We start from the raw sequence: 17,980 nt of genomic DNA, 5'->3' as shown, positions 1-17,980 counted from the left end.
AAACATAAAGACATGGTTTCGAAATTTTCGGAACCCTCTGCCGTCGGGAGAGCCGCCATGGACCGACCAGCACCGCAGTTCACCACCGGACGCCGGGCCGCCCTCGGGCTCGGCCTGGGGCTGGGCCTCGCCGCCACCCCGCTAGGCCAGGTCCTCGGCCTGAGCGCCGACGCCTGGGCCGCCGCAGGCAACAGCAACAGCAGCGGCAGCAGCAACGGCAACGGAGACAACAACGGCAACGGCAACGGAGACAGCAGCGGCAGCAGCAGCAGCGGCGCCCGGCCGACCGACCCGGGCAGCTGGATCTCCTTCGCCCCGAGCGCCGGTTCCCTCCCGCTGGTCGAGGGCGGCCGGGCCGCCCCGATCGTGGTCAGCGGCGCGGACCACCCCGGCGTGGTCCGGGTCGTCGGCGACCTGGCGGCCGATCTGGAACGCGTCACCGGTGTCCGGCCCGAGGTCGTCCGCGACACCGTCCCGCGCGGCCGCACCGCGGTGATCGTCGGCACCCTCGGCCGCAGCCCGCTGGTCGACCGGCTGGTGGCCACCGGCCGGCTGGACGCGAGCGGTGTCGCGGGCCGCTGGGAGACCTCCCTGCAGGCCGTCGTGGAGCACCCGCTGCCGGGCGTCGACCGGGCCCTGGTGATCGCCGGCAGCGACCAGCGCGGCACGATCTACGGCGTGTACGACGCCTCCCGGGGCATGGGCGTCTCGCCCTGGTACTGGTGGGACGACGTCGTCCCGCAGCGTCGCGCCGCGGTGCACGCGCTGCCCGGCCGGCATACCCAGGGCACCCCCGCGGTGAAGTACCGCGGCGTGTTCATCAACGACGAGAACCCGTCGCTCGGCACCTGGGCGCCCGCGTTCTTCGGCCCGGGCAAGGCGCCCGGCTTCCCCGGCGGCTTCAACGCCGACTTCTACGCCAAGGTCTTCGAGGTGCTGCTGCGGCTGCGCGCCAACTACCTGTGGCCCGCCGTCTGGGGCCGCGCCTTCGCCGAGGACGACCCGCTCAACCACGCCACCGCGACCGCCTACGGCATCGTGATGGGCACCTCGCACGAGGCCCCGATGATGCGCGGCATCGAGGAGTGGAACCGGCACGCCACCCCCGCCGTCCGCGATCCGGCGGGCAACGTCACCACCCCCGGCCACGACCCGTACGGCGGCACCGGCGAGTGGTCGTTCCGCCGCAACGCCGAGGCGGTGAAGGCGTACTGGAGGGACGGCGTCCGGCGGATGGTCGAGCAGGGCATCGAGGGCGTGGTCACCCTGGGCATGCGCGGCAACGGGGACGTCAGCCTGCCCGACGGCGACGGCATCGAGCTGATGACGGAGATCATCGCCGCCCAGCGGGAGATCCTCGCCGAGGTCACCGGCCGCGACCCGGCCGGCCTCCCGCAGGTCTGGACGCTCTACAAGGAGGTCCAGCGCTACTGGGACCGCGGCCTGCGGGTGCCCGAGGACGTCACCGTGGTGCTCACCGACGACAACTGGGGCAACGTCCGCAAGCTCCCCGACCCCGCCGGGGGCGCCCGTAGCGGCGGTTACGGCCTCTACTACCACTTCGACTACGTCGGCGTCGGCCGCAACTACAAGTGGGTGGACACCACCTGCCTGCCCAACACCTGGGAGCAGCTCGACCAGTCGTACGCCCACGGCAACCGCACGCTCTGGGTCGCCAACGTCGGCGACCTCAAGGGCAACGAACTGCCCACCCAGTTCTTCCTCGACTACGCCTGGCAGCCCGAACGCTGGCCGCTGGAGCGGCTGACCGAGTGGGAGACCGGCTACGCCCGGCAGAACTTCGGCGAGGCCCAGGCCCGGAAGATCGCCGAAGTGCTCTCCGAGTACGGGCAGTTGCAGTCGGTCCGCAAGCCCGAACTGCTCAACCGGCGGATCACCGTCGACCCGGCGAAGGACCCGGCCACCGACCCGTCCGCGATCGCCTACGACGACCGGGCCACCCCCTTCTCGCTCACCGACTACCGGGAGTTGGAGACGGTCACCGCCCGCTGGCAGGCGCTGGCCGAGGACGCCGAACGGGTCGGGCGCCGCCTGCCCGCCGCCGTCCAGGACGCCTGGTACGAACTCGTCGGCTACCAGGTCGCCGCCACCGCCAACCTGTACGCGCTGCGCGCCGCGCAGTTCACCAACCTGCACTACGCGCCGCAGGGCCGGGCCCTGACCAACGACCTCGCCGCCACCGCCGAGGCCCGGCTCGCCGACGACCTCGCGCTCGCCGAACGCTTCAACGCCCGGGTCGCGGGCGGCAAGTGGAAGGGGTTTCAGACCCAGCCGCACATCGACTACGGCGACGTCGACCGGTACGGCCCCAACGCCCCCTGGCAGCAGCCGGAACTCGACAACGTCGCCCTCCCCGACGTGCTGTTCCCCGCCGTCGCCCGGATCGAGCTGCCCGACACCGCCGAGATGGGCGTCGCGGTCGACGGCTCCGCCGCCTGGTGGCCGCACGAGCAAGCCCCGGCCGTGCTGCCCGAGTTCAGCCCCTACCAGAGCCAACCCGCCCAGTACGTCGAGGTGTTCAACCGGGGCAGGCGCCCCTTCGACTACCGGGTCCGCACCGGCGCGCCCTGGCTCACCGCGGACCGGCCCGCCGGCCGGATCGACAAGCAGCAGCGGGTCGTCCTCGCCGTCGACTGGGCGCGGGCCCCCTACGGCACCACCGAGGTGCCCGTCACCGTCACCGGGCCGGACGGCGCGAGCGTCGTCGTCAAGGCCGTGGTGAACCGTCCGAAACTTTCGAAGAGCGGCCTGGCCGGGCACGTCGAGGCCAACGGCTACGTCGCCGTCGACGCCGAGCACCACACCCGGGCCGTCGCGGCGGACGGCGTCTCCTGGCGGCTGATCCCCGGCATCGGCCGCACCACCGCCGGCCTGACCCCCGTCCCCGTCACCGCGCCCCGGCGGACGCCCGGCGGGTCCGGGCCGCGGCTGGAGTACCACGTGACCCTGTTCACCGCCGGACGGGTCACCGTCTGGGCGTACCTCTCCCCGCGCAACGACGCGCTCGCCACCGGCGGACCGGCCTACGCCGTCTCCTTCGACGGGCAGCCGCCGCAGACCGTCGAGACCACGGCGCAGAGCGGAGCCGACTCCGGCGCGATGAACGTCCAGTGGGCCCTGGGCACTTCGGACAACGTCCGGCGCAGCGCCACCGTGCACACCCTCGCCGAGCCCGGCGTGCACCGCCTCACCTTCTGGATGGTCGACCCGACCGTGGTGCTGCAGCGCCTGGTGATCGACACCGGCGGCCTGCGCCCCAGCCTGCTGGGCCCGCCCGAGAGCCACCGCGCCGGCTGACCGACCCGCCGCCCCCGCGGCCTTCTCCGCCCCGGCCCGCCCCGCCCCGGCCCGATCCGGTCGGGGCGGGGAAGGCCGGGAGGTGTTCCGGCGGGTCAGGACGAGAGCGGCAGGGACGCCAACTGCTGCGGCAGGTAGCGCTCCTGCATCCAGGCGGACTGCACGATGCCGGGCACCTCCGCGCGGTAGCCCTCGGCGATCGCCTCGCCCACCCGGGGGTCCTTGTAGATCCGCAGGCAGGCCTGGCAGCGGTGCCCGTACATGCCCTCCCAGGCGATCTCCGGGTCCCGGTCCGCGGCCCAGGCGAGGATGCGCTCCGGTCCGGCGGTGCGCAGCCACACCTTGAGGACGTCCGACTCGGCCTCGTCGATCGCCGCGCGCAGGGTCGCCTCCGCCTGCAGGCGCCCGACGTTCAGCTCGGGCACCAGCCGCATGGCCAGGCCGCAGCACGCGCCGATCCGCCCGTCCGCCTGCACGGTGTAGGTCTGCAGGACGCTCTCGCAGCCCACCGTGTCCGGGAGGTTGCGCCGGGTCGCGGCGACGCCGTCCCGGTAGCGCTCCACCTGGAGCGGGCGGATCGGCATCCACGGGCTCTCCGACGGGCGCACCGACTCCCGCAGGTCTTCCGGGAGTTCGGCGATCGCGGGTTCGGCCATCAGCCGTTCGGCGGTGACCGCGCGGCCCTCCCTGAGCTCGACCATGACGTGCGCGGTCAGGCCGCGCCGGACGGCCGTCGCGGCGGCCAGCGCCACCTGGGCGAGCGGGACGAAGCGGGCGTGCTCGTCCCCGGTGCTGAAGTTGATCTCGTGCAGGCCTGCGTCCAGCAGCGCGTCCAGCACCCGGGCCGCCTCGGGTTCGGTGACGGCCCAGTGCGCGTTGGTCACCAGCCGGGTGGGCAGGCCGAGTTCGGTGGTCCGCCGCAGGCAGGTCAGCAGGTCGTCCCAGCGCAGCGTCGCCTCGCCGCCGGTGAACACGACGTTGGCGAAGCCGAGTTCGGCCGCCTCCTCGATGGCGCGCAGCGCGTCCTCGACCGGGATCCGGCTCCGGTTCCCCGGGTGGCTCAGGGTGCTGCAACTGGTGCACGAGGCGGTGCAGGCGAAGGTGAGCATCACCGACAGCGTCCGGCTGCGGTGGAAGACGCCGGTCGGCGGCGCGGCCGTCGTCACAGCTGCCCCGCCTCGGACAACTCCTGCGCCCGGGCGACCAGTTGCTGGGCCAGCCGCTGGACCTGGTCGGCGGGCAGCACCTCCTTCCCGGCCTCCAGCGAACCGGACACCTTGACGATGAACCAGTTGCCGATGGCCACCGAGTCGTGCTTGATGATCAGCGCGGCGTTCGGCATGTCGAGCGCCAGGTCCGAGCCCGCCAGCTCCAGCAGCCCGCCCATCAGGGTCGGGTCGGCGTGGGTCGCCAGCGCCTCGGCGAAGTGCCGCAGGCGCTCCTCCTGGGAGGAGTCCGGGTGCTCCCGGTCGTAGCCGGCCGCCCAGTCGCGCAGGCCGTCGCTGGCCAGTGCGGAGAACAGGAACCGGTTCACGGCGGAGGCCTGGCCGGGGGTCACCTGGCGGCTCCCCGCGTCGGCGGCGCTGACCACCTCGGCCGGAGATTCGATGAAAGCCTGCTGCAGGGACTCGTCGCGGTCGATCTCCTCGAACAGCGCGCCGAGTCGGTCGGTCAGCTGACGGTCACGCAGCACCAGGCGTCGTTCACCACCGAGTGAGAGCTGCTCGGGCATGGCGGGTTTCCTCTCGGGACGGCCCCCCTGCGTCGGACAGGCCCGGAGCCTACCGGCGGCCGCGCACCGGCCGTGGGACGCCGCGCGTCCCGGAGTGTCCGGGAAGGCCCCTCGGCGCAACGATCATTCGGGAACGAACGTCGAACGCCCGCAGCCCCGGCCCGGGGGTGCCGGGGCGGGGCTGCGGGGTGGCCGCGACGGGCCGGGTCCGTGGTGGACCGGCCTGCGGTGGGCCGGGCTTCGCGGGAGACCGGGCTCCGTGGTGGGCCGGGCTTCGCGGTGGGTCAGGCGGCGGCGGGCAGGTCGAGGCCGCGGGTGGTGACCAGGTGGGCGGTGCCGTCGACGAGGCGGTAGGAGAGGCCGACGACCGCGGTGGTGCCCGCGCCGACCGCGGCGGCGAGGGTGTGCGAGCGGTCGAGCAGCAGGGCGACGGTGTGCCGTATGTGCTCGTCGATGAAGTCGGAGTTGTCGGTGTACCCGGCCGCGTTGGCGGCCAGCACGCTGGGGGTGACCCGCTCGATGACGTCGCGGACGAAGCCCTCGCCGCTGGAGCCGGCCGCGACCGCCTCGCGGGTGGCACCGACGGCGCCGCAGGAGTCGTGGCCGAGGACGATGACCAGCGGGGTGCCGAGCACGCTCACGCCGTACTCGATGCTCCCGAGCACCTCGGGGCCGAGCACGTGACCGGCGGTGCGGACCACGAACAGGTCACCGAGGCCCTGGTCGAAGATGATCTCGGCGGCGAGTCGGGAGTCGGAACAGCCGAACAGCACGGCGAACGGGGCCTGGGAGGGGGCGGTCTGGGCGCGGCGGGCGGCGTCCTGGTTCGGGTGGTGCGGAGTACCGGCGACGAACCTGTCGTTGCCCGCCAACAGCATCTCGAAGGCGGCCTGAGGGGTGAGGTGCGCGGCGTCAGTCATGTCCGCAGACTACGTCCCCCGTGGCCCGCAGGTCGCGCCCGGGTCACGTCCTGGACTCCCCGGCACCGGGAGCAAGCCATGATCAAAAGGTGGATAGCGGCCGAAATCGTCCGGATATCGGTGCCGGAGCGGCGATAATCGCGCCCCCACCGGGCGACCGGTACGAATACCATCGGTCCGGGGACGGTCGGCGGACCGACGTTGACCGGCCGGTCACCCGAATGGCCGCCCGAGGCAGCTGCCCGACGTGGCCGTTCGGTGCGGTCGGCCGGGGTGGCCGTTCGATGTGGTCGGCCCGGGTAGCCGTTCGGTGCGGTCGGCCGAGCGGGGCCGGGGTGGCCGCTGCCGGGGGTGCAGGTGTACGGGGAGGGCGTGCGGGGAGCCGAGTCGCACCCCGGAGTGCTGCTGTGCGCGCCGAGCTGCGGGCGGCCCGGCCGGCGGGTCGGCGGATCGGCGGATCGGTGGGCCGGTTCGGGTGGTCAGTCGAGCGCGGAGTAGCGGTCGGGGACGAAGGCGCGCAGCGCGGCCGGGACGTCGCGGCCCCGGTCGGGGAGGTGGTCGAGGCGCAGCAGGACGTAGCCCCGGTGGCCGCGGTCGATGAAGTGGTGCGGGAACGGGAGGGCACCGCCCGGCACCGCGTACACCACCAGGTGCGGGTGTGTCTCGACGGTGTGCGGGAGGCGGCCGGTGGTGACGGCGGCGACGTCGTTCCAGCGGGCGAACACCTCGGCGGTCGCGGGCTCGCGCACGCCGATGCCGTCCGGGCCGATCCGCAGCCGCAGCGGGCGCAGGTGCTGGTGGGCCGCGCGACCGGCCAGCCAGCCGAACAGGCAGGTGAACAGCGCCCAGAGCCCGGTGAACGCCCCCGGGCCGACCGTGCCGGAACCGGCGAGGCCGAGGGCGAGCGGCACGGCGCAGACGGCGGTGGCGGTGAACGTGGCGATCAGCCGGGGAGTGGTGGCGCCCCGGGTGTCGGTGAACACCCTTTCCGCACCGCCGAGGCGCGGGTCGTGGGCGTCCCGGGGGACGGGCGGCAGCACGTCCCGGGGCGCGGTCTCGAACCGGTGCCCGGCGAACTCCCTTAGCGCTTGCACCAGTTCGTTCAGCGGCTGGTCGAGGTCGGCGCTGTCCAGCAGGGTGTGCTCGCGCGGGTCGGCGGCGCCGCGCCCGGGCCGCCGGGGCAGTTCCGCGCCCGGTGCCAGCCGCACCACCAGCCGGGGCGGGGGTGCGGAGGAGTCGTCGTCCTCGGCGGACTTCGGCGGGTGCCACAGCGCGATCGACTCCACGTCGTGCCAAGGGAGTTCGGCATCGTGCAGGGTGACGCCGAAGTCGTCCAGCCGGAGCCGGAAGGGCTTGCGCAGCCGACGCAGTTCGAGGACGCCGCGCACCAGCAGGCCCGCGCACAGGACCAGCAGGATCAGGGCGAAGCGGCGGCTGCTCCCGGTGGTGGGAACGGCCCAGGCGGCGGCGCCGAGCACCCCGGGCGCGGACCAGCCGACCAGACGCAGCCCGCGTCGGCGGATGCGCCCGCTGATGGTGAACTCCACTGCCCCACCGCCTCGTCGGCTCCGCTCGATGGGGAGAATCCTGCCCGGTGGGCGGCCGCCCGTCCGCCGCGGAGCCCGGGTGTGGCGCGGCTGTGACCGGCCGGTCCCACCCGTTCACCCGCCGGTCGCCCACCCGACGCCGGACCGACCCGGATCCGGCCTGCGTCCGGCCCGCGTCCGACTTGCCTCCGACCCATCTCCGACCCGCCTCCGGGGTGAACGCCGGTGCCCGGCCGGTGAGTTGACCTCACCCCGGCCGGGCACCGTCACCACTCGGGCGGTCAGTAGCAGCGGTACTCCTTGGTGCCCTCGTTCACCAGGGAACCGGCCGGGGTGCGGAAGGTGACCTTGTAGTCGCCGTACTGGAGGCCGTTCGGGGCGACGAACTTCTTGGTCAGCCCCTGGGTCCAGGTGCCGCCGTCGGCGTTGTTGCTGTACGAGGACGGGCAGCCCTTGCCGGTCAGGTTGGTCGGGCCGGAGGCCGCGAACGCGGCGCCGGACAGGGTGAGGGCCAGCCCGCCGGCGACGGCGAGGGTGGTGGCGGCCTTGACAGCGGTGCGGATGCGCATGGGGGACTCCTCGTGATGGTGGGGGATGCGGAGGAAGAGACTGCGGTTCCGCTCGTCGAGGGGGCACCTACCGGACGTCGACCGGACGTGGACAGTGCGCCGACAGGACGCGAGCGGGGGCCGGGGAAGCCGGGAGGACCCGGGAGGACCCGGGAAGGTCCGGGAGACGGGTCGGCAGTCGAACGCCCGAGGTGGCCGGACGCGAGAAAGGGCCGCGGAAAAGAGGTGCCGGGAGGGGGTGGGAAGGAACCGGGGGATCAGTAGCAGCGGTACTCGCGGGACGGCAGGGTGGACTTGCCGCCGGCCGCATTGCGGAAGATCACGCTGTAGTCGCCGTACTGGAGGCCGTTGGCGGCGACGAACTTCTTGGTCAGGGCCTGGACGTAGGTACCGCCGTCGGCGCTGTTGCTGTACGAGGACGGGCAGCCCTTGCCGGTCAGGTTGGTCGGGCCGGAGGCCGCGAACGCGGCGCCGGACAGGGTCAGCGCGAGGGCGCTGCCGAGGGCGAGGACGGAAGCGGCCTTGGCGGCGGTGCGGGCGCGCATGGGGACTCCTTGCTTCGGTCGAACCGTGGAATGACGCCGGTGGGGGAGGGGGTCCGGATCGGGCGGGTGCACTCCGTCCCGGCGCGAATGATCCTCTGCCCGCCGCCCGAACACCGTCAATGGTCTGGACCAGTCGGAGAGAATCATGGCCGGATCCCACCCGTCCCGCCGCCACCCCATCAGGGGCGATGACTCCCCGTCGCGACGTCCGCTGGCTGGAATCGAGCGCCTCTGCGGGCGAATCATGACTGATCATCAAAAAGGGTGAACAGGAGGATGCTTGGCGATATTGCGTGGCACGGCCGGACTGGCCGGTGGCACGATCGTTCGGACCGGGTCGAAGTATCGCGACACTACGGAGGAACTCGTGGCCGACGGCTGGGAGTGGGACGCCACACTGTTCGCGGGGGCGGCCCCGCACTACGCCCGCGGCCGCCTCCCGTACGCGCCCGGGCTGGCCGACGAACTCGCGCGGGCCCTGCGGCTCGACGGCACCGGGCGCCTGCTGGACGTCGGCTGCGGGCCCGGCACCCTCGCCCTGGAGCTCGCCGACCGCTTCGCCGAGACGGTCGGCCTCGACGCGGACGCCGACATGGTCGCCGAGGCGGCCCGCACCGCCGAGCGGACCGGCCTCGCCGGACGGACGCGCTGGGTGCACGCCCGGGCCGAGCAACTCCCGCTCGGCCTCGGCCTGTTCGACGTCGCCGCGTTCGCCCAGTCCTTCCACTGGATGGAGCGCGACCAGGTCGCCGCAACGGTCCGCGACATGCTGCGCCCCGGCGGTGTCCTGGTGCACCTCTCCGACTGGAAGGCCGAACCCCGCAGCACCGACCCGCTGCCGCACCGGCCGGTACCGCAGCCCGCGATCGACGCCCTGGTCCGCCGCCATCTCGGCCCCGTCCGCCGCGCCGGCCGCGGCGTCCTGCCGCACGGCACCCCCGGCGGCGAGTCGCTGGTCTACGCCCGAGCCGGGCTGATCGGCCCCGAACAGCTGATCGTCCCCGGCGGCCGGCCCCTGGAACGGAGCGCGGACGAGGTGGTGGCCGGGGTGCTGTCGCTGTCCTCCTCCGCGCCGCACCTGTTCGGCACCGGGCTGCCCACCTTCGAGACCGAACTGCGCGCCCTGCTGCGCGGGGCCTCGCCGTCCGGGCGCTTCTCGGTGCGGCAGCCCGGTAGCGAGGCCGTCCTGTGGCGCAAGCCCGAGCGCTGAGCTGGGGGCGGGGCGGGGTGGCGGTCGGCGTTGTGTCGGCTGCCCGTATCGGTGACACGGCATCGGTGCCACGGCATCGGTCACGCGACATCGGTGATGTGACGTCGGTGACGCAGCATCGGTGATCCGGCACTGATGACCCGCCATCGATGCCGCAGCATCGATGGCGCAACATCAGTGACTTGGCATCAGTGACTTGGCATCGATGACTTGGGATCGATGACCTGGCATGAATGTTGCAGCACCGATGACGTGCCACCGATGATCCGGCATCGATGTCGCAGCATCGATGCCTCGGCATTGATGGCACGTCGTCGATGACGTGTCACCGACCTGTCGGGCGGCACGCCGCCACCGACCCTGAACCCCGCCGACCGGCCCGCGCTCACCCGCGGTAGGCCACCGAGGTGACGGCCGTGAGCGCGGCCGCAGCGACCAACGCCCAGCCGGCCTGCCCGTGCAGGACCAGGACGGAACCCGGGACGACGCCCGCCAGCATGGTGAGCGCCGCCAGGACGCGGCGCCGTCGGCGGGGGGAGCCGGGTTCGGCGGCGAGGCCGGTGAGGGTCATGGTCAGCACGGTGGTGGTCAGGTCGGGCACGCCCAGGCTGCGAACCGTCGCGTTGCGCAGGCCCATGCCTAGGGCGAGCAGCCCGATCACCGGGTACTGGACGGTCCCGCCGGTGCCGACCGCGAACACCACGGCCGCCGCGGCGAGGTGCAGCACCGTCTCGGCGGCCAGCGCTGGCCGCAGGCGGCCGGCGGTCAGCCGTCCGGCGAGGTTCGCACCGAGCAGGAACGCCGCCAGCGAGGTGATCGACCCCAGGACGGAGAAGCCGGGCGCGCCGGCCAGGGCGAAGCCGATCACCACGACGTTGCCCGTCATGTTGGCCGCGAAGACGTGCCCGAGCCCGAGGTAGCTGACGGCGTCGATCAGCCCGCTGACCACGGTCAGCCCGAACAGCGCGAGCGCCAGCGGATCGCCGTCCCCGGTGGTCGCCCCGACGGCCTTCGGTGTGCTCACGTCGTTCCTCCCGTACGGCTCTCATCAGGCTGCTGACGGTTGCTCAGCAGTGTGCCGGACCCGCCGCGGACGCGGCGGGACGAGCGCGGGCGACGGTGTCGGTGTCGCTGGCAGGGCAGGGCAGGGCAGGGGCGGGAACGGGGTCGGGGGCGGTCAGCAGCGGTGCGGGACGGGTGCCGATGGGAGGCCGATGGCGTGGCGGGTCTGGGTGAGCGTGGTGGTCCAGTCGCCGGTGAAGCGGACCGCGCGGTCGTCGATGTAGACCGCGGCGCCCAGCTTCTTGTTGGTGACCAGCAGACAGTCGCCTTGCCAGTAGGCGCGCTCCGGGTCCTCGTCGACGAGCGCCTCCAGGCCGGAGTGCTCGCGCAGCCAGCCCGCCACGGCGGGGTGGAAGCGGCGCGGACGGGCGGTCATGATGAACACCGAACGGACCTGCTTCAGCGCCCGCAGCGACTCGATCGCCCCCGGGATCGGCTTGCCGTAGATCCGGCCGTCCTGCCAGCCGTCGTCGTGAGCGACCAGCGTCTGGTCGAAGTCGATGCCGACGGCGTGCGAGGCGGGCGAGGCGGGGTCGAGCGGAACGACGGTCATGGGACCGGGTCTCCTTCTGGTTCGGTCGGGCCGGTTCTCCGGCCGGTTCGCACGAGGGGAGTCGGCCGGACCGCCCCGCTTACCCGGTTCCGCCACGTTTGGTGATTAATTAACTCCATGGGGTGATTTCCGGTGGTGGCGGGAAGGCCGGCTGACGGACGTCACTCCGGGGTCAGCGCGATCAGCGCGATGTCGTCGGTCAGGTGGTGGCTCCAGTCCCGTACGTCCCGCTCCAGGAAGGCCAGCACCTCCGCCGGTCCGGCGAGACCGCCTGTACCAGCCGCACCGCTCGCACCACCTGCACCGCCCGGGCTACCCGGTCCGCCCACGCCGCCCGGGCTACCCGCACCGCCCGCGCCGAACGCCGCGGACAGCCGCTCGGACGCCGGGTAGAACTCCCGGGAGGCGTTGCGCGCCTCCGTCAGCCCGTCCGTGTACAGCAGCAGCACCTCCCCGGCGGGCAGCGGCACCCGTCCGGGCTCCGGCGCGTCCCCGCCCAGCGCGCCGAAACCCAGCGGCAGCAGCGCCGGCGCCGACACCTCCCGCACCCCCGCCGGGCCCAGTGCCAGCGGCGCCAGGTGTCCGCAGTTCACCACCTCCACGTGCCCGTCCGGCGCCCGGTGCTGTAGCAGCAGCGCCGTCGCGAACAGCTCCTGGTCGCCGCGGGCCGCCGCGCTGCGCGCCGTGTGCCGGTCCAGCCGGGCCGCCAGCTCGCCCAGGTCCTCCGTCTCGTGCGCCTGCGAGCGGAAGCACCCCAGCAGATCCGTCACCGTCTGCACCGCCTGCAGGCCCTTGCCCCGGACGTCCCCGATCAGCACCCGCGTCCCGTGCGGCGTCCGCACCGCCTCCAGGAAGTCCCCGCCGACCCCCGTCCCCGCCCGGGCCGGCTGGTACCGGGACGCCAACCGCAGACCGCCCAGGCGTTCCGGGATCGGATGCAGCACCGCCTCCTGCAGCGCCGACGCGCTGGCCCGGCTCGCCGCCAGCCGCTCGCTCCGCTGCCGCCGCCCCCACACCGCCAGCCCCGTCACCACCCCCACCGCCAGCGCCGACGCCTGCGCCAGCGGACGCTGCGCCAGCTCCGGACCCGCCAGCGCCCGCATCAGCAGCCACTCACCGGCCGCCGCCCCCACCACCCCCAGCACCACCACCGGCAGCCCCGCGACCAGCGCTCCCGCCGCCACCACCACCGCCGCCACCCACAGCAGGTTCTCCGCCTGCCGTTCCGTCGCCCCCGTGCTCACCGCCGAGGTGTACGGCAGCGCCTGCGCGGCCGCCGTCCCCAGCAGCACCGACACCGGGTGGAACGCCGCCGCCGTCCCCAGCCGCCCGCGCGGCAGCGCCGACAGGAACCACGCCATCTGCGGGACCTGCGCCATCATCACTCCCACCCCCGTCAGCAGTGCCGCCAGCAGTCCCAGCGGCACGCCCGTCGCCGCGCCGGTCGGCAGCACGTGGCACAGCGCCAGCCCGGTCACCGCCAGCGGCAGGCCCAGCGAGCAGCCCGTCACCGGCGAGATCCGCCGACCGCGCACCAGCAGGCAGCCCACCACTCCGCCCGCCCCGTACGCCGAGACCATCAGCGCCGTCATCGTCACCCCGATGCCGGAGGCCGCCGTCAGCACCGGCAGCGCCAGCAGCAGCGCGAGCTGGGTGAACCCCACCGCCACGCCCGTCGCCAGCGCCATCGAGGTGATCCGCGGCGGCACCGTGGACCAGTGCGGCCGCCAGCGCCGACCCGCCACCGCCGCCGCGACCGGCAGCAGTGCCAGCAGTGCCAGCGTCCGCGGGTCCGTCCAGCCCCACACCGGGCCGACCTGGAGCGCCGTCACCGCCGCGGCCAGCGCCACCGCCAGCGAGCCCAGGAACAGCCGGTCCAGCGGCACCGGCGGACCGCCCGCCTCCGGCAGCCGCCGCAGCGCCAGCACCAGCAGGCCCACCGCCACCAGCGCCCCCAGGCCCGCGCTCACCCGCAGGCCCGGCATCGACGGGGCGCGCGGGATCAGGTTCGCCGCGACGAAGAACGCCGCCGACATCACCGCCAGCCAGCCGCCCAGCACCTGCGGCATCCGGCCCGGCGGGTTCAGCGCCGCCACCGAGGCCAGGCACCCCGCGAAGGACGCCGACACCCCGGCGATCACCACCGTCCGCCCCAGCAGGTACGACCAGTCCGAGAACGCCACCGTCTCCACCAGCAGCCCCGCCGCCAGCACGCCCAGCGACCACGCCAGCACCCGGCGCCGCCCCCAAGCGTCCCCCGCCCGGCCCGCCGTGAACAGCGACAGCACCATCAGCGCGCCGCCGCCCGCCTTCATCGCCACCACCTGCTGCGGGTCCAGCCCGAAGCGGTCCCGGACCGCCGGCAGCGCCGCGCCCTGCAGCACCGGCGTCACCACGTAGAACACCGCGGCCGCCGCCAGCAGCACCCCCACCGACCGCCCGACCCCCACCCGCCCCAGCACGGACGGGGTGCCCACGGGCACCGGCGCGGGGGAGGGGGAGGCCGTGGGGGTCGCGGCCATCGGGAACCTCGTTCTGTTCGGCGGGGAGCGGGGGAGGACCACCCCACTGTGCCAGGTCGAATCGGATAAACCTGGACGAAAGGGATGGAAACTCCGGCCCGGGGGCGCCCGGGTGAACAGCGCCGACCGGCGCCCTACCCCGCCGGACCGAACCAGCGCTCCAACGCCTCCCGCAGCCCCTCCCGCAGTCCTTCCCCGGCCCCCGGCCCCTCGGCCGCCCCCCGCTCCTCGCCGACCCAGGCCACGTGCCCGTCCGGACGCAGCAGCACCGCCGCGGCCGCCAACTCCGGGCAGCCGTCCACCAGCACGTCCACCCGGTCCTCCCAGCCGACCGCGGACAGCGACCCCGTCCGGTCCAGCAGCAGACCCCGCCCCGCGTGCATCCGCCCGTACAACCGCCCCTCCGCCGGGCCGTCGACCAGCCGGACGCTCCGCAGGCGACGGCCCAGCAGGGCCGGGCCCGGGCCGAAGTCGTACCGGATGTCCACCCCCGAGATCACGCCCGTGATGTACCGGTTGACGTCCGGGAAGTCCATCAGCCGGGCGAACACCCCGCGCAGCGCCACCGAGCCAGGCGCCGTGCCCAGCAGCGTCATCTGCGCCCGGGTGTGCGCGATCACCGCCGCACCCACCGGGTGGCGCTCCGTGTGGTACGTGTCCAGCAGGCCCGGCGGGGCCCAGCCCGCCACCTCGGCGGCCAGCTTCCAGCCCAGGTTGAACGCGTCCTGCACGCCCAGGTTCAGGCCCTGGCCGCCCGTCGGCGGATGGACGTGCGCCGCGTCCCCCGCCAGCAGGACCCGGCCCGCCCGGTAGCGCTCCGCCTGCCGCGTCGCGTCCCCGAACCGGGACAGCCAGCGCGGCGAGTGCACCCCGAAGTCCGTGCCCGCCACCGCGCGCAGCCGGGCCCGGAACTCCTCCAGCGTCGGAGCCGCCCGGTCCTCCGAGACCCCCTCCGCCGGAACGATCACCCGGTACACCCCGCCGCCCTCGTGGTGCAGCCCGAAGCGCAGCTGCGTCCGCCGGACCTCGGCCACCACCTCGGCGATCCGCTCCGGCTCCTCCGCCGCCTCCATCTGCCCCAGCAGCGTCTGCACCGTCGCCGGCTCGCCCGGGAACGCCACGCCCGCCAACCGGCGCACCGTGCTGCGCCCACCGTCGCACCCCACCAGCCAGCGCGCCCGCAGCCGCGAGCCGTCCGCCAACTCGGCCTCCACCTCCTCTCCGTCCTGGACCAGACCCACCACCTCGCAGCCGCGCCGAAGCTCCGCACCCAGCTCCTCGGCCCGCTCCCACAGCAGCCGCTCCGTCACCGGCTGCGGCGTCGCCAGCCCATACGGGTGCGCCGTGTCCATCCCTTCCGGCCACGCGCGCGCCTCGCCCGCGAACAGCCCGCCGACCCGGAACTCCTCGCTCACCGCCCGGAACCGCTCCAGCAGCCCGCGCTGATCCATCACCTCCACGCTGCGCGCGTGCAGGCCCTGCCCCCGGGACTCCCCGGTGGGTGCCGTCAGCCGCTCAAGGACCACCACCTCCACCCCGTGCAGCCGCAGCTCGCACGCCAGCATCAGCCCGGTCGGCCCGCCGCCGACCACCAGCACGTCGATCATCAACCCTCCGAAATCGCCCGACAAGTGATTTTCCGTCAGCTTGTGGACTTCTCTCCGCTTTCCCACTACCAGCCGGACATTCTGGGGCACCCACCGGGCCTTGCGGCAAGGCCCCCGGTGCGCGGTACCTTGGAAGTGGCGGGAGGGGTGGGAGGGGCCGAGAGGGGCGGAAGGGCGGAGACGGGAGAGGCGAGGGGCGCGGGCGCGGGAGGCGTCAGCGGACCACGTCGAAGACGTTCTTCTGCACGCCGTTGGAGTACGCCGCGAACTCGACCAGCTCCAGCTTCTGCACGTCCTTGTCGGTGTCGCTGAACAGTCGCCGGCCCGCGCCCAGCAGCAGCGGGAACACCAGCAGGTGGTAACGGTCGACCAGGCCCGCGTCGGACAGCGCGTGGTTCAGCCGGGCGCTGCCGTGTACGAGGATCGGCCCGCCCTCGGTCTCCTTCAGCGCGGCCACCTCGTCCACCGAGCGCAGGAGCGCGGTCGGGCCCCAGTCGGACACTAGGTCGTCCTCGCCGAGCGTGGTCGACACCACGTACTTCGGCAGCTCCTTGTAGCGGGCGAACTCCGCCATCCCCGGCCACACCGGGCTGAACGCCTGGTAGCTGACCCGGCCCAGCAGCATCGCCCCGGCCTCCTCCTGCTCCCGGCCCTTGATCTCGAACGCCTCCGGGACGAAGTCGATGTCCTTGAACGTCCAGCCGGAGTTGCGGTAGCCCGGCTCGCCGCCGGGGGCCTCCATCACGCCGTCCAGGGAGACGAAGGCGGTGCTGATCAGGGTGCGCATCGGTGGTACCTCGTTCTCGTACGGTGGCAGCGGTCGGTGGGAGGGGCGGGGTCAGGGGGCGAGCAGGGCGGAGAGCCAGTGCTGCCAGGCGGTTTCGGCCTCCGCGGCGCTCGGGGCCGGTGCGGCGAACAGGTGGTGGAAGAGCAGCAGCACGCCCGCCGGGTGCAGGAAGGAGTACAGCCCGTCGGCGGTGCGGACCTCGAAGCGCTCGCCGTCCGACCAGGTCAACTCGCCCTCCAGCGGCGGCAGTCCGGCCAGGTCGGCACGGACCCGGGTGCCGGTCGGCGGGTCGGCCGGGAGGGCGAGCGCGGCGGTCAGCGTGGCCCGGACCTCGGCGGCGGGGCGGCCCCCGGTCGGCTGCACGGCGAACACCGGGGCGCCGGTCCGGCCCGCGAAGTGGGTCAGGTACTCGCGCAGCGTGTGCAGGTGGAACGGCCAGCCGCGGCGCAGCGCGTCGTACTCGTCCGCCCAGTCGTCGCCGAGCACGCCGCTGTGCACCACCCGCAGCACGGTGCTGCCGCCGTCGCGGCCCTCCACCAGGTACTCGAAGGCCATGAACCGGCCGTCCCCGCCCGGCTCGGTGCGGGTGGCGAAGCGCTTGCCCGGCTCGTAGGCGGTGACCGTCGAGGTCTCCGGGCGGCCGCCGAGCTCCATCGAGGCCGTGCCGCCGACCCGCGGATCGACCTCGTTGCGGCCCATGAACCAGGAGTCGATGCCCGGGCCGGTGGCGATGGCCTCCCAGACCTGCTCGGGATCGGCCGGCAGCGTCAGCTCGAATTCCAGCTCGAAGGGGTGCGGCATGGCGTCAGTTCTCCTGCGGGGCGGGCGAGTCGGCGGGCCGGGTGGTGGACGGGGCCAGGGCGGGCGGGGTGGCCGGGGTCGTTGGGGTGGCCGGTGAGGGCGGGGTGGCCGGGATCTGGTGCAGGCCGACGACCAGCCGATGGTCACGGCCCTGCGGGGCGGACTCGTCGTGGTAGCGGCTCACCAGGGCGGCGACCGCCTGCGAGAGCTCCTCGGCGAACGCCGCCCGGTCGGCCGCCGAGGCGAACCGCACCCGGGCGTCGATCCCGAACGAGGCCACCCGCTGCCGGGCCCGGGCCGCGCCGGTCAGCAGCGAGCCGACCTCCTGCACCAGCCGGGAGCCCAGGGCGAGCAGCCAGCGCGCCGAGAGCTGGTCGGGCGAACGGGACGGATCCGGGCTGACCGCCGCCAGGGCGGCCGGCGAGATCACGTACGAGGCGGCCGTCGCCCGGTACACCCGCTCCGTCACGCTCCCCTTCCGGCGCTCCTCGGCCAGCTCCACCAGGCCGTGCCGCTCCAACTCCTTCAGGTGGTAGTTCACCTTCTGCCGGGGCAGGCCCAGCCGGGCGGCCAGCATGGCGGCCGATCCGGGCTCGACCAGGGCGGCCAGCAGGCGGGCCCGCATCGGGTCCAGGGAGGCTTCGGCGGCGGCGGGTTCTTCGATCACGGCTACGTCCAGCACCGCTCCAGGGTCGCGCCGACAAATTTTTTTGTCAAGGAGGGGGAATTTGTCGGTGCGGCGGTGGGCGGTGGGCGGTAGGGGGTCGGGAAGCTCGGGGCGTGGCCGGTCGACTGTTCGCGATCCGC

General features: G+C 74.1%; 15 protein-coding genes. 2 read left to right on the top strand and 13 right to left on the bottom strand.

Going from position 1 to position 17,980, the window contains the following annotated elements:
* The first annotated feature begins 57 nt into the window (after positions 1-57).
* Positions 58-3,318: a glycosyl hydrolase 115 family protein gene (locus tag HUT16_RS02960; protein WP_176185180.1), complete on the top strand. Its 3,261-nt coding sequence runs from the start codon at positions 58-60 to the stop codon at positions 3,316-3,318.
* Positions 3,319-3,413: 95 nt separating this feature from the next.
* Here HUT16_RS02960 and HUT16_RS02955 read toward each other — a convergent pair whose 3' ends face one another.
* The 6 genes from HUT16_RS02955 to HUT16_RS02930 form a co-directional block, all read right to left on the bottom strand.
* A complete protein-coding gene (locus HUT16_RS02955; RefSeq protein WP_217712015.1) occupies positions 3,414-4,484 on the bottom strand; it encodes a radical SAM protein in 1,071 nt (356 codons plus the stop codon).
* Entirely contained in the window at positions 4,481-5,050 is a 570-nt protein-coding gene (locus HUT16_RS02950) for a hypothetical protein (RefSeq protein ID WP_176185178.1), read from the bottom strand. The genes HUT16_RS02955 and HUT16_RS02950 overlap by 4 nt, the downstream gene beginning before the upstream one ends.
* Before the next feature lie 284 nt (positions 5,051-5,334).
* Positions 5,335-5,970, bottom strand: coding sequence for a carbonic anhydrase (locus HUT16_RS02945; protein ID WP_176185176.1), 636 nt, complete (start codon positions 5,968-5,970; stop codon positions 5,335-5,337).
* A 479-nt stretch (positions 5,971-6,449) separates the two neighbouring features.
* Positions 6,450-7,517: a hypothetical protein gene (locus tag HUT16_RS02940; RefSeq protein WP_176185174.1), complete on the bottom strand. Its 1,068-nt coding sequence runs from the start codon at positions 7,515-7,517 to the stop codon at positions 6,450-6,452.
* 281 nt (positions 7,518-7,798) lie between these two features.
* Entirely contained in the window at positions 7,799-8,086 is a 288-nt protein-coding gene (locus tag HUT16_RS02935; protein ID WP_176185172.1) for a hypothetical protein, read from the bottom strand.
* A 257-nt stretch (positions 8,087-8,343) separates the two neighbouring features.
* Positions 8,344-8,631, bottom strand: coding sequence for a hypothetical protein (locus tag HUT16_RS02930; protein ID WP_176185170.1), 288 nt, complete (start codon positions 8,629-8,631; stop codon positions 8,344-8,346).
* Positions 8,632-8,998: 367 nt separating this feature from the next.
* Between HUT16_RS02930 and HUT16_RS02925 the strand changes: the two genes are divergently transcribed.
* Positions 8,999-9,841 (top strand): class I SAM-dependent methyltransferase, encoded by an 843-nt coding sequence (locus HUT16_RS02925; RefSeq protein WP_176185168.1) that lies wholly within the window; start codon positions 8,999-9,001, stop codon positions 9,839-9,841.
* 385 nt (positions 9,842-10,226) lie between these two features.
* Here the strand turns inward: HUT16_RS02925 and HUT16_RS02920 are convergent, their stop codons facing one another.
* The 7 genes from HUT16_RS02920 to HUT16_RS02890 form a co-directional block, all read right to left on the bottom strand.
* A complete protein-coding gene (locus tag HUT16_RS02920) occupies positions 10,227-10,865 on the bottom strand; it encodes a YoaK family protein (RefSeq protein ID WP_176185166.1) in 639 nt (212 codons plus the stop codon).
* A gap of 153 nt (positions 10,866-11,018) precedes the next feature.
* Positions 11,019-11,456 carry a hypothetical protein gene (locus tag HUT16_RS02915; protein WP_176185164.1) on the bottom strand — a complete coding sequence of 146 codons (438 nt, stop codon included), beginning with the start codon at positions 11,454-11,456 and terminating at the stop codon, positions 11,019-11,021.
* Between the two features lie 161 nt (positions 11,457-11,617).
* Positions 11,618-13,978, bottom strand: coding sequence for an MFS transporter (locus HUT16_RS02910; RefSeq protein WP_176185162.1), 2,361 nt, complete (start codon positions 13,976-13,978; stop codon positions 11,618-11,620).
* Positions 13,979-14,112: 134 nt separating this feature from the next.
* The gene (locus tag HUT16_RS02905) at positions 14,113-15,585 is read right to left on the bottom strand and encodes an FAD-dependent monooxygenase (RefSeq protein ID WP_176185160.1); all 1,473 of its coding nucleotides are present in this window, start codon (positions 15,583-15,585) and stop codon (positions 14,113-14,115) included.
* A 214-nt stretch (positions 15,586-15,799) separates the two neighbouring features.
* Entirely contained in the window at positions 15,800-16,372 is a 573-nt protein-coding gene (locus HUT16_RS02900) for a dihydrofolate reductase family protein (protein WP_176185158.1), read from the bottom strand.
* 51 nt (positions 16,373-16,423) lie between these two features.
* Positions 16,424-17,173, bottom strand: a complete 750-nt coding sequence (locus tag HUT16_RS02895) for an SRPBCC domain-containing protein (protein WP_176185157.1) — start codon at positions 17,171-17,173, stop codon at positions 16,424-16,426.
* A 4-nt stretch (positions 17,174-17,177) separates the two neighbouring features.
* The gene (locus tag HUT16_RS02890; RefSeq protein ID WP_176185155.1) at positions 17,178-17,855 is read right to left on the bottom strand and encodes a helix-turn-helix domain-containing protein; all 678 of its coding nucleotides are present in this window, start codon (positions 17,853-17,855) and stop codon (positions 17,178-17,180) included.
* Between the last annotated feature and the right edge of the window lie 125 nt (positions 17,856-17,980).

It is taken from the genome of Kitasatospora sp. NA04385 (assembly GCF_013364235.1).
Taxonomy (GTDB): domain Bacteria; phylum Actinomycetota; class Actinomycetes; order Streptomycetales; family Streptomycetaceae; genus Kitasatospora.
This window is presented reverse-complemented; position numbering and strand designations above follow the sequence as displayed.

Excerpts from the sequence above, each read along its gene's own strand:
- HUT16_RS02930 (WP_176185170.1), bottom strand. The coding sequence starts at position 8,631 with ATGCGCGCCCGCACCGCCGCCAAGGCCGCTTCCGTCCTCGCCCTCGGC.
- HUT16_RS02915 (WP_176185164.1), bottom strand. The coding sequence starts at position 11,456 with ATGACCGTCGTTCCGCTCGACCCCGCCTCGCCCGCCTCGCACGCCGTC.
- HUT16_RS02950 (WP_176185178.1), bottom strand. The coding sequence starts at position 5,050 with ATGCCCGAGCAGCTCTCACTCGGTGGTGAACGACGCCTGGTGCTGCGT.
- HUT16_RS02900 (WP_176185158.1), bottom strand. The coding sequence starts at position 16,372 with ATGCGCACCCTGATCAGCACCGCCTTCGTCTCCCTGGACGGCGTGATG.
- HUT16_RS02905 (WP_176185160.1), bottom strand. The coding sequence starts at position 15,585 with ATGATCGACGTGCTGGTGGTCGGCGGCGGGCCGACCGGGCTGATGCTG.
- HUT16_RS02960 (WP_176185180.1), top strand. The coding sequence starts at position 58 with ATGGACCGACCAGCACCGCAGTTCACCACCGGACGCCGGGCCGCCCTC.
- HUT16_RS02935 (WP_176185172.1), bottom strand. The coding sequence starts at position 8,086 with ATGCGCATCCGCACCGCTGTCAAGGCCGCCACCACCCTCGCCGTCGCC.
- HUT16_RS02910 (WP_176185162.1), bottom strand. The coding sequence starts at position 13,978 with ATGGCCGCGACCCCCACGGCCTCCCCCTCCCCCGCGCCGGTGCCCGTG.
- HUT16_RS02945 (WP_176185176.1), bottom strand. The coding sequence starts at position 5,970 with ATGACTGACGCCGCGCACCTCACCCCTCAGGCCGCCTTCGAGATGCTG.
- HUT16_RS02895 (WP_176185157.1), bottom strand. The coding sequence starts at position 17,173 with ATGCCGCACCCCTTCGAGCTGGAATTCGAGCTGACGCTGCCGGCCGAT.